A 12,378-nucleotide genomic window follows, 5' to 3' on the forward strand; every position below is an offset into this window, starting at 1 on the left:
AAAAATGAAAAATAAAAAGGGGAAACATGAATCCAAAATCAAAAGTATGAATTAATTTAGGTATGGCAGTTTTAGCTGTGACAGGTTTTATTCTAATTGTAGTATGTATGTTTAATGCTATTGAAGCAATTAAACCATTTATTGAGAGGTCTCACAATATTGGTGACAAGATGTCAGATGACGTAATTAAAAGTCTTCAAGCACCTGGTCTTACAATTAATGGGCATGCATTCACAACTAGTTCAACAACTGCAAAAAATATTTCTGCAGATTTAATTACTGCTGCAAAAGCAAGTGGGATTAAAGATGTTCAAGAATTGAAAATATTCTCAATTAACAATGGAGAAATTGAACTTTATTCTGCAACTGCATATGCAAAAGAACTTGTTTCATTATTCAAAAACGGAAATACAAAATTAATGTGAATAATATCAATTGCAATAGTTATATTCTCATGAATCGGTGGAATAATAACTTCAATTATTGCTAAAGGTGCACTTAAAGCATCAAACTTAAAAGGTGGAATGGCAGGAGTTATCTTTGCTATATTCAAAGTTACAGGTATTCCTTTCTTAATTACAGCAATTATTACAGCTGTTAAAGTAAGTGGAAGTTCTAAACAAGTTACTGCTTAATGACTTGTGAATATATAAAACATAAAGGAGATAAAAATGTTTAATAATGACGACGATGATAAAAAGTATGATGCTCCTGAAGAAAAACTAGAAACAGTTTTTGAGGAAGAAGTTCAAACTAAAGAGAAAAAACAAAAACCAGTTGTTGAGGTCACTTCTCAAGTTATTGAAGAAGCAACAGAATCATTAACGCCAATTCATATCTCTACAGAAATGAGAAACTCATTCTTAGAATATGCAATGTCAGTTATTGTTTCTCGTGCTTTACCAGATGCACGTGATGGTCTTAAGCCTGTTCATAGGCGTATTCTTTACGCCATGTCAGATATGGGTCTTGAAGCTTCAAAACCACATAAAAAATCTGCGCGTATTGTTGGTGAAGTATTAGGTAAGTATCACCCACATGGTGATACAGCCGCTTATGAAGCAATGGTTCGTATGGCACAAGATTTCTCAATGAGATATCCACTTGTAGATGGACATGGTAACTTTGGTTCAGTTGATGGTGATTCAGCTGCTGCCATGAGATATACAGAAGCAAGAATGTCTAAAATTTCAGCATTACTTGTAGATGGAATTAAAAAAGATACAGTTAACTTCGTTGATAACTATGATGGTTCAGAACAAGAACCGCAAGTATTGCCAGCAAGATTCCCTAACTTATTAGTTACAGGGGCAACTGGTATTGCTGTTGGTATGGCAACAAATATTCCGCCACATAACCTTACAGAGGTAATTAACGGTGTTATTGCATTATCAAGAAATCCAGAAATAACTATTGAAGAACTTAATCAATATGTTACTGGTCCTGACTTTCCAACATCAGCTTCTATTCTAGGAAATGCTGGTATTAGAAAGGCATACGCAACAGGTAATGGTTCCGTTACTATTCGTTCTACAACTAGAATAGAAGAAATGAAAAATGGTAAAGCAAGAATTATAGTTACTGAATTACCATTTATGGTTAATAAGGCCAAACTAATTGAAAAAATTGCTCACTTAGTTAAAGATAAATATATTGAAGGTATTACTGATTTACGTGATGAATCTTCAAGAAAAGGTATTAGAGTTGTTGTAGAGTTAAGAAGAGATGTTGTTCCGGAAGTTGTTTTAAATAAATTATTTAAATTAACACCACTACAAACAAACTTTGGTATTAACATGCTTGCTCTTGTAAATGGAGAACCAAAAGTTCTTGATTTAAAAATTGCGCTTAAAACATATCTTGATCACCAAATCGAAGTTGTTACAAGAAGAACACAATTTGATTTACAAAAGGCTCAAGATAGAGCTCACATCTTAGAAGGACTTCAAATTGCTCTTGATAATATTGATGAAATCATCACAATGATTAGAAGTTCAAAAACAGATGCTGAAGCACAAGCGAAAATGATGGAAAAATTTGAATTGAGTGAAATTCAAGCAAAAGCAATTACTGACATGAGACTAGGACGTTTAACTGGATTGGCTCGTGAAAAAATGCAAGCAGAGCTTGATGAACTACACCAAATGATTGCTTACTATAGAAATATTTTAGATAATAAAGAAGTACTTCTTGAAGTTATTACTGATGAACTAACAGCAGTTAGAGATAAATTCGGTGATGACAGAAGAACTCAAATTCTTGAAGGAGCATTTGGAAATATCGACGATGAAGACTTAATACCAAGAAAAGATATTGCTATTACAATGTCTTCAAGAGGATATGTAAAACGTATTCCATTAGAGGAATATAAAACTCAAAACCGTGGTGGTGTTGGTACAAAAGCCATGACTACTTACGAAGATGATAATGTTGAATCAATCTTAGTAGCTACAACTCATACTGATCTACTTATATTTTCAACAAAAGGTAAAGTTTATAGAATTAGAGCACATCAAATTCCTGAACTTTCAAAACAAGCTAAAGGTATTCCTTTTGTAAATATCATTGGTATTGAAAAAGGAGAAAAAGTCGTTTCAATGTTAACTCTTAACGAGTATAACGAAGGACAATTCTTACTTACAGTAACTCAAAATGGTATTGTTAAGAAAACTGATATTAAGGAATACGAGAGAATCAATAAGAATGGTAAAATCGCACTTGGTCTTAAAGAAAACGATGAACTTGTTAAAGCAATGATTGTTGAAGATGAGACTGAAATTATTATTGGAGCTTCTCATGGGAAAGTTGTTAGATTCCCAGCTACAGAAGTTAGAAAAATGGGTAGAACTGCAAGTGGTGTTAAAGGTATTGACCTTTCAGGTGAATCTAAATCGCTAGTTGTGGGGGCATCTTCTTCATTAGAAGGAGATAAAATCCTTTCTGTTGGTAAAGATGGATTTGGTAAAATGACTAATATTTCTGAGTACAGAATGACAAAACGTGGAGCTAAAGGTGTTAAGTCAATTAATACTTTAAAAGCTGGTAAATTAGTTTCTATACGTGTTGTTAATGGTACAGAAGATATTATGGTTATTACTAAACAAGGTATTACAATAAGAATGGATATGTCACAAGTCCCAACTTCTTCAAGAGCTACTAAAGGTGTTAAAATTATTAAATTAAATGATAAAAATACAATTAAATCAATTGCTTTAATTAAAACACAAGAAGTTGAAGAAGCTATTAATGAAGCTATTATTAAAACACAAGAAATTTCTTTACAAAAATTAAAAGAAACAGAAGAAGAAAGTACTAATTCTGAAGTGGAATAATAATTAGAATATATCGGTCATTGACCGGTATTTTTTTATAAATAATTCAAAAAAATAAGACGAACACCATAATAGGCTCGTCTTTTTCTATCTAAGTATTTTTTTAAATTTACGCATAAGAGATCTAGTCTTTGATAGATTCGTCCCTTTATTAATAAACATTAGTGGTAAGTTTGTATTTCATTTTTTATTCATTATATTTTTTTGTAAACTAAATGATTCAAATCCAAATCTTCCGTGGTAACTTCCAACACCACTTGTTTTTATTCCTCCAAAAGGTACATTGGGATTTGAAATTTGAACTATAACATCATTAATTGCAATATTTAAAGAATTAACTTCATGTACAAAGTGGCTGATTTGTATATTGTTATTTGTAAAAAGATAAGCTGCTAATGGATTTGGATCTATTTCCTTAATTAACTGTATTGCTTCTGAAAAATTTTCATATTTTGAAATAAAGAATATAGGCCCAAATATTTCCTCGGTTTTTTTAATTTCAGTACTATCTTCAACATAAATTATTGTTGGCTCAATTTGTAGATTTTCTTTATCTGTCAAACCACCAAAAACAATATTATCTTTATATTTTTTTAATATTTTTTCAAGTCTTTTAAAAGAGTCTTTATTAATGATTTTAGGCAAATTATTATTTTCTAAAACATTTGGATATTGCTCTTGAATTTCAATTTTTAGATTCTCTATAAAATTCTCTACTATCTTTTCATTCACTAAAAAATAATCCGGTGCAACACAAGTTTGGCCTGCATTTAAAAGTTTCCCTCAAACTATTCTTTCAAGAGAATGTTTTTGTGTATCCACCCCTGTTTCAACTATTGTTGGTGACTTTCCGCCTAATTCAAGTATGTGTGGAATATCATTTTCAACACATTTTTGTTGAATTATTTTACCTGTTTTAGTACTTCCTGTAAAAAATAGAAAATCAATCTCTTCTTTATAAATATCATTAAAAGATTTAAAGTTTTGATCACTCACAACGCTCACATGTTCTTCTTTAAAACTTTCATCTATTATATTTTGTAAAACAGAATTAGTGCTTGGAGTTAAATTGGATAACTTTAAAATTGCAACATTACCTGCAGCTATTGAAGAAATTAAAGGGATTAAAGATAAATTTACTGGGTAATTAAAAGGTGAAATTATGAATGTTAAACCCCTTGGCAGAAGAACCTTTCCACTTTTAGAACCAAATGTTGTATAGTTTGATTTTACTTTCTTTGTTTTTGATCATTTATTTACTTTCTTAATTGCTAAATCTAGTTCATCATACACTTGACCAATTTCTGAAAGGAAAGCCTCTTTCGCATTTTTATTTAAGTCAATCTCTAAGGCTTCATACAAGTTCTCTTCATATTCTTCCATTTTATTTTTTAATTGTAGTAGGGCTTTTTTTCTAAAACTAATATCCCTTGTAATATTTGTGTTGTAAAAATCACGTTGTTTTTTTACTATATTTGTATATTTTATTTTCATAAGTATTTAAATTATAAATGTTTAATACTTTTAAGTTACTAAAATTGATTTTTATATATATTAGTTTAAGTGCAAAAACCATCTTAAAATACTCAAAATATCTATTTTTTAATAAATGCTAAATACAATCACAATTAAATATCATGGTAAAATACATTTATGTTTAAAAAATCATGAAAAGACGCTAAGAAAGTTGTATCACGTGGAAACATGTTTATGTTAGCTATTGGTATGTTATTAGGTGCTGCATTTGGTGCAGTAGTTAAATCACTTGCCAATGACATTATCATGGGAGCTATTGCAAAAGGATTAGGATTAGACGGTGTTATGTATATGTCAATTGGGACAACAAAATATGCAAAAACAACAGGGCTACCCTTAAATGGAATTATGTATGGTAAATTTTTATCAGCATTACTAGCATTCGTTATTATTTCAATATTTATTCTTGCTGGGTTGATGATAGTTTACTCAATCATTAACTACAGAAATAGAAATAAACCAGCACCTGCACCTGCAGGACCAACAGTTGACGAACAAATCCTTGCTGAATTAAAAATTCTAAATGCAAAAAGCACTACTTTAAAAGCGAAAGAAACAAAATTAGAAGAAGAAAAAGATAAGAAAGAAGAAAAGAAAACGGCCAAAAAAACCGTTGCCAAAAAAACAAATTCTAAAAAACCTGCTGCCAAAAAAAGTTCAGCTAAAAAATAGTTATTTTATAATTGGTAATCACTATATGTGGTTATTTTTTTAACTCTTTTTTCTTGTTTTATAAATATAAAAATATATAATTGGAATATGTTAGATTTAAGAAAAATATTAGAACAACCAGAACAATTTAAAAATAAGCTCCAAAATAGAGGATTTGAAGCCAAAAAAATAGATGAATTAGTAGCGCTTGGCGCAATGCGTTCAAAATTAATTACTGAACTTGGAGATTTTCAAGCTCAAAGAAACGCAACTTCAAAAAAAATTGGTTTAGCCAAAAGAAATAATGAAGATACTACAACAATAATGAAAGAAGTAACTTCAATTAAAGAATCAATTGATAAATTAGAAGAAAAAACAAGAGAGGTAAATGAGAAAGTAAATAAGATTATTCTTGCAATTCCCAATATTCCAGCCGACATTACACCTATTGGTAAAGATGAAGAGGATAATGAGATTATCAATGAATATCCTAACTTAGGAAGAGGTCACGTAACAAACGTTAAACCTCATTATGAAATAGCAGAGGAATTGGATCTTGTTGACTTTGAAAGAGCCGTTAAAATATCAGGAACTAGATTTGTTGCTTATAAAGGACTTGGAGCAAGATTGGTAAGAGCCCTTAAAGATTTCATGTTAGATACACATACTGAAAAAAATGGTTATACAGAATTTGTACCTCCAGTGATTGTTAATACAAAATCATTAATTGGTACTGGGCAACTTCCAAAATTCGCAGATGATTTATTTAAAATAGAAAAAGAAGATAAGTGATTAATTCCTACTGCAGAAGTTCCTTTAACTAATATTTACTCAGGGGAAATATTAGATTTAAATAAACCAAAATTAATTACAGCATATACATTGTGTTTCCGTTCAGAGGCTGGTTCAACTGGTAGAGACACTAGAGGGTTAATTAGAATGCACCAATTTAATAAAGTTGAACTTGTTAAATTTGTTAAACAAGAAGATGAAGAAGTTGAATTTGCAAAACTGCAAGAAAATGCAGAAGGTATTCTAAAAGCATTAGAATTACCTTATCAAACACTTTCATTATGTACTGGTGATATTGGTTTTTCTTCAAAAAGAACAATTGATTTAGAAGTTTGAATGCCATCAGAAAATAAATATAGAGAAATTTCATCTGTATCTAACTTTGGAGATTATCAAGCTAGAAGAGCAATGATAAGATATAAAGATGAAAACAAAAAAACTCAATATGCTTCAACATTAAATGGTTCAGGAATAGCAATTGACAGATGTGTTGCTGCAATACTTGAAAATTACCAAAATAATGATGGATCAATTACTGTTCCTAATGTTTTGGTTAAGTATATGGGTACAAATATAATTAAATAATTTTCACCAAAAAAAGGTGATTTTTTTTATTTGGATTATAATTTAAAGTATAAGTTATAAAGAAAAGAGGGCAAATGCATAAAAAAGATATGGAGAAAAAAATCGAAAAAAATATTTCTCCTGATAGACAAAAAGAGATAGACAAAATGTTGAGCGGAATAAAAAATAATGAGGTTTTTGCTGAAAACAAAACTTTATCATCTAGTCAAATTTCTAAAAGAGGAAAAGGTATAGAACCTTCGATGGTTGTGGAGAAATTTACAAAAAGATATAAAGGTTCAAAAATTCCAGCAGTTGAAAACGCATCTTTTAAAGTTATGCCTGGTGAATTTCATGGTTTTATTGGTGCAAATGGTGCTGGTAAAACAACAACAATTAAATCATTAATTGGTGCTTATGCAAAATTTGAGGGTAGTGTAAAAATGTTTGGCCATAAACATTCAACTGCAGAAGCTAAAAAACATATTGGTTATATTCCTGAAACAGCAAAATTTCCTAAAGGAATGAGTACATTTAAATATATAGCATACATGTCATATTTATCCGGTATGTCAATGTCAAAAGCAAAAAAATATGCTTTATCAAAATTAGAAGAATTGGGAATGAAAAAAGTTATGTGACGTTCTCCAAATACATTTTCTTCTGGTCAAAAAAAGAAAGTGTTACTTGCACAAGCTCTTGTTCATGATCCCGATATTATTATTATGGATGAACCAGCTGCAAATTTAGATCCAAAAGCTAGATTCGAATTCTTTGAAGATTTGAAAAAATTACAAAAACAAGGTAAATCAATTTTTATCTCTTCACACATTCTTGCAGAATTAGATAAATTCGTTGATTCAGTAACAATTGTTGATGGAGGAACAATTGTATTTAGTGGTTCAATTGCTGAAGCAACATCTAACTTTGACTTAGAATATTTAATTAATCTAGATAATTTAGATGAGCATAATAAAGTCATCCAAATTCTTAAAGAACAAAAAATAGAATATAGAGTTGAAAGAAAAGGAATTATTGGTAAGTTTTTAAATAATGAAAATATATTTAAATTTATGAAAAATCTTGTAGATGCAAAAATCATCCCCGAGACATTTAAAAACAAAAAAATGAATCTTGAAGAAGTTTATAAAAAATACGTTGTTTTAGGTTCTCGTGAAACTGGAACAGGAAAGGCGGGAGCATAATGTTTAAATATATGAGATTACAATTATTTTTGATTTCTAAAAAACTATCAACTTATTTAGTACCTATTATATTTATGGGTATTTCAGTGTTAATTATTGGGTTGCCAATATTATTAATCAAAGCACCTAGTGAAATGCTTTCTGGTTCACTTACTAACCCCCTTTCACTAATATTACCTTTTATTGTCTCGGCTATCTTTGTGGCAACAAAGGCTTTGAATATTTTTAAGGAACCTGAAGAAAATGGTAGTGAATTACTAATAGTTTCTAAACCAATTACAAGGATTAAAATTGTTTTTGGTAAATTCTTTACTCTTTATATATTGATATTCTTATTTGCAATAATGTCATTTTTTACAGGTATTATTATTGGCCTGTTTGATGCTAAAGCAAACTCAAAAGATATATTTGAATTTTCTATGTCATATGCAATTGGTACATTCATAGTTCAAATGCTTCTTTCATCAATGATAGTATTCTTTTCATCATTGCTTGGTAAGGTTGGAACAATGGTTATATCAATATTCTTACCAGTGGTATTAACAATACTTTCTTTAATTATGATTCCATTGTCAAATGCTTCATTATTAATAGAAAGTGGAAATTCACAAAATAGGTTAGCGCTCCAAAAAAATGGAAAAATCGAAAAGAAAACAGCTATTTTTCAAAATGTTGGTGGTACCAATTATGAGGATCATGTTAATTCTTGATATAAAACTGCGGCTTATTTTGATGTTTGAACTCAGTTGTCTTCATTCTATTCAATCGCTCAAACTAAAAACACAAAAAAATCTATGCTATTATCTTGAAGAACATCTGAAAAATTTAATGATAAAAATATTTTGTGATTTCCAGAGGGGCAAAATTCTAGTAAACTAATTATTTCAGGACAACAATTTGATCAAAAAGACCCTATGTCATTAAACGATATTAAAAATGACATTGATAGTATTTATAACAATTCTAATTTTATTAATCATATGATCAATTGAATAAAAACTGAAACAAAAATAAATAATATTAATAAATACGGAGAAAATAGTCTGGAATTTAGCGACATTAAATCAGAATTGAAAGACTATATTTATACAAATACAAAATTTGCTGATGATTCCAATAGAATTGCTGGTGATTTTGGTACTGCATACATGCTTTCTAAATTAACAAAAGAACCTGAGTATAAAACTTTCGGAACATCAGGTACTAATGAATTAACAATTAATGTTGATGATATTCTTAAAAACGGTAGTGTTATTAAAAATTACAATTACGATAATTCAAAAGTGTTGATTGGATCTCCTTATATTTCTAAAGCTGCAATTTATGGTATTTGATTAATAATCTTATTTGGAGTTTCTGGATTAGTAATACTAAGATTTGTTAGAAGAGATTTCAAATAATTAATAATAGTAATAAAATTCTACATTTCAATAGTGTAGTTTTTTTATTACTATTAAATGCTTTTAAAATATAATTTTATTTCAACAAGATATTTTCGTTTATATATTTTCCTTAATTCTATATTGATTAATAAAATCAACGTTCTAAATATTAAATTTATAGAATGCTTAAAAATCCCTTTAATTCCAATATTTATAATTGGCTTTTTTATTTTATAATATATTTATTATCAAATAAGAGAGAGGTTGAAATGAATACAAATAGCTACATTGTTTTTGCAATAATTCCGCTTATACTTATAGTTCCTTTCCTTTTAAGAAGAAGGATAAGAGAAGTTTTTTCTAAAAATTGACCTTGGGTAATTTTAGGGGTTACATTGTTTGTTTTATTTGTGAGAGATATACCTCTTACAAGACAGGGTATGGCAATTGTAAAAGATCCTGAGTTACATTTTGATTCCCATATTAATTGGCGCACTATCGACCCTAATATAGGCCAAACATGAGAAGGGTTATGATTTGGTAAAGGTAATATTGTTTATGATAATAACTTTACAATTAATGACTACAACAACTTTATTAAAAAACTAAATGCAGCATATGTCCAAAATAATCATGCTCCAATTGCTGAAAGTGAAATTATTAAACAAATAGTTCAAGTTGGTCAAAACATTATGGTCACTCATATTGTGCCTGCTGATCTTTGTCCAATAACACTTCATTTGATGGCAATAGCAATGATGTTTTCTAAATTTAGACAGAAACTTGGTGCTGCGCTACATCTATAGCACCAATGGAACCTTGGGCAATGAACCCAAATATAATGGAAATTATTTTTGGTGATTATGTCGGTGCTCACTTCTTACAAATAATCATTGGTTGCATGGCTTTGATAGTAGCTCCCAAAATTACATGAAAAGATGCTATAAAATCAATAATTTTTATATTTTTAATGATGGCATACATAGCTATTATTTATTGAATGACAAATATTACTATGCAAACAACTGGTATTGCTGAAGGTGATTGAAGAAAAGGCGGGGAATACAACATAGTGCCAACTGTTCTTAATATGAATAATCAATCTATACATGCTATTAGGTTTGTTGGTTGAATGATATTTATTGTTGCACAGCTGATTCTTACATATATCATTATTTTATGTCAAAAAGCCGATAAAAAATATTGCAATAAATTTCCAGAAGGGTTTATTTATAAATATACAAAACCCTTCTTCACACAAAGTTCCAAAAAAGCTTTAAAATTAATATTAAACAACCTATTATTAAATATTGAAATATTAAGATTGCATGAATTATAAAATATTGAAAAAAATTCTGAGAAACAGATGAATTTTAAAAAAAGCAAGATACCTTTTTGGTATTTTTTTATTTGTAATTATTATTAGAAATTTTGAATAAATTTATTTAATTATTTAAGTTATTACTTTATTTTTATTGGAATTAGTAAAATACATACCTTAAAATTAATCTTTGTATAATTTTTAAAATGTCAATAAATATTTATATAAATTTATAAAAAGAAAATAGAGGTAAAAACCTATGAAGAAACGTCAACAAAACTATAGAACAAAAAGAGATTTACGTAAAAATGGTTTAAACATAAAAATTTCAAAATATAAAGATAAAACAAGTGAAATAAAAGTTGAAAAATGCAATTTTACAAATAAAAAAAATACTCGAGATAAGTCAAGAAATAGAACGTTTAGAAATATTCTATTTAATTTAAAAAGTGGAGAATGACTAGAGCGTAAAACCACAGAGGACGAAGAAACAAAAAGACTATCCAGGCACTCATTAGAAGTTGTTAAAATAGAAAAAACATTTAAAAAGAATAAAATATTAAAAGCATGTAGTTTTAAAATTAAAAAAGGTTCGTTTCACGCATTGGTTGGTGAAAATGGTGCTGGTAAAACTACTTTGATAAAAACTATAATTGGTGGATTTCCAATTGAAAAAGGAAAAATTCTTTTTAATGGTTTAGATGTAGAAAAAAACATCCAAGAAAAAAACATACTTTCTTACGTTCCGGAGAAAGCTATTTTTCCAAATAATATGAATTTATATGCATATTTAAAGTTAATTTGAAAATTAAAAGGGAAAGAACTTGACAATATGGATAAACAGATAAAGCATTTGTTAAACCAATTTGATTTAATGGATAGAAAAAATATTAACCCCAATAGATTATCTTCAGGTCAAAAGAAAAAGATTTTTTTAATTAAAATACTTATTGAAAAACCAGAAATCATAATCTTAGATGAACCTGCTGCTAATTTAGATCCAACTGCACGTTTTTTATTTTTTGAGGAGTTAAAAAAAATAAACGCTCAAGGAGTTACTGTATTAATTACATCTCATATAATTTCCGAAATTTCTAAATATGTAAATGGGGCTACCTTTATAAGAAAGGGTGAAATAGTATTTACTGGGGATATTGAGAAAGATAAATTAGAAGAAAAATTCCAAGAAATTGTTATTAATGATCAAATGAATAACAGAATGGTGGTGGATTATGAATAAAGTTTATTTAAAATATTATTTTTCTTCTTTATTTAAAAACAAAATGGGTATAACTATATTTATACTTTTAAGTGCATCAGGATTAGCACTTAATTCAATTATCGGTTCTGGAGAAGAAATAAATTACACTCTGGTATTTATATTGCCTTCGATTTGTTGGATTGTTTTATCAACACTATTGTTTGCAATTGAATTATATGGAAAAACTAAGACTAATGGAATGGAACTTATGTTTGCTGGAATGCCAATATCAAGGGGTAATGTATTAAATTTTGTGTAACTCCTATGTTGTAAAATTACAATAAAGGAGTTTTTATTATGAAAAACAAAAAAGACAAAACATTTCAAGAAGAAT

At 28.4% G+C, this 12,378-nt stretch carries 11 protein-coding genes; 10 read left to right on the plus strand and 1 reads right to left on the minus strand.

The window, feature by feature from the left end:
• Positions 1-26: 26 nt before the first annotated feature.
• Both C4B24_RS02285 and gyrA read left to right on the plus strand, forming a co-directional pair.
• Positions 27-635 (plus strand): hypothetical protein, encoded by a 609-nt coding sequence (locus tag C4B24_RS02285; protein ID WP_131598957.1) that lies wholly within the window; start codon positions 27-29, stop codon positions 633-635.
• Between the two features lie 36 nt (positions 636-671).
• Positions 672-3,332, plus strand: a complete 2,661-nt coding sequence (gene gyrA, locus C4B24_RS02290) for a DNA gyrase subunit A (RefSeq protein ID WP_131598959.1) — start codon at positions 672-674, stop codon at positions 3,330-3,332.
• Between the two features lie 87 nt (positions 3,333-3,419).
• On the opposite strand, the gene C4B24_RS02295 is transcribed toward gyrA, so the two are convergent.
• On the minus strand, positions 3,420-4,826 hold the full coding sequence (locus C4B24_RS02295; RefSeq protein WP_131598961.1) for an aldehyde dehydrogenase family protein: 1,407 nt from the start codon (positions 4,824-4,826) through the stop codon (positions 3,420-3,422).
• 159 nt (positions 4,827-4,985) lie between these two features.
• On the opposite strand from C4B24_RS02295, the gene C4B24_RS02300 reads away from it, so the two are divergent.
• From C4B24_RS02300 to C4B24_RS02335, 8 genes are all read left to right on the plus strand, one after another.
• Entirely contained in the window at positions 4,986-5,540 is a 555-nt protein-coding gene (locus C4B24_RS02300) for a large conductance mechanosensitive channel protein MscL (RefSeq protein ID WP_131598963.1), read from the plus strand.
• A gap of 87 nt (positions 5,541-5,627) precedes the next feature.
• Positions 5,628-6,896, plus strand: a complete 1,269-nt coding sequence (gene serS / locus C4B24_RS02305) for a serine--tRNA ligase (protein ID WP_131598965.1) — start codon at positions 5,628-5,630, stop codon at positions 6,894-6,896.
• A gap of 74 nt (positions 6,897-6,970) precedes the next feature.
• Complete coding sequence (locus C4B24_RS02310) at positions 6,971-8,080, plus strand: ABC transporter ATP-binding protein (protein WP_131598967.1); 1,110 nt, start codon at positions 6,971-6,973, stop codon at positions 8,078-8,080.
• Positions 8,080-9,480, plus strand: a complete 1,401-nt coding sequence (locus C4B24_RS02315) for an ABC transporter permease (protein ID WP_131598968.1) — start codon at positions 8,080-8,082, stop codon at positions 9,478-9,480. The genes C4B24_RS02310 and C4B24_RS02315 overlap by 1 nt, the downstream gene beginning before the upstream one ends.
• Positions 9,481-9,731: 251 nt before the next feature.
• Complete coding sequence (locus tag C4B24_RS02320) at positions 9,732-10,268, plus strand: hypothetical protein (RefSeq protein ID WP_131598970.1); 537 nt, start codon at positions 9,732-9,734, stop codon at positions 10,266-10,268.
• A 20-nt stretch (positions 10,269-10,288) separates the two neighbouring features.
• The gene (locus C4B24_RS02325) at positions 10,289-10,801 is read left to right on the plus strand and encodes a DUF5378 family protein (protein WP_131598972.1); all 513 of its coding nucleotides are present in this window, start codon (positions 10,289-10,291) and stop codon (positions 10,799-10,801) included.
• A gap of 241 nt (positions 10,802-11,042) precedes the next feature.
• Positions 11,043-12,023, plus strand: a complete 981-nt coding sequence (locus C4B24_RS02330) for an ABC transporter ATP-binding protein (protein WP_131598973.1) — start codon at positions 11,043-11,045, stop codon at positions 12,021-12,023.
• Positions 12,016-12,303 (plus strand): hypothetical protein, encoded by a 288-nt coding sequence (locus tag C4B24_RS02335; protein ID WP_131598975.1) that lies wholly within the window; start codon positions 12,016-12,018, stop codon positions 12,301-12,303. Before C4B24_RS02330 ends, C4B24_RS02335 begins: the two co-directional genes overlap by 8 nt.
• Positions 12,304-12,378 lie beyond the last annotated feature (75 nt).

Origin of the sequence: Mycoplasma marinum, from assembly GCF_004335975.1 — a bacterium.
Taxonomy (GTDB): Bacteria; Bacillota_I; Bacilli_A; order Mycoplasmatales; family Metamycoplasmataceae; genus Mycoplasma_K; species Mycoplasma_K marinum.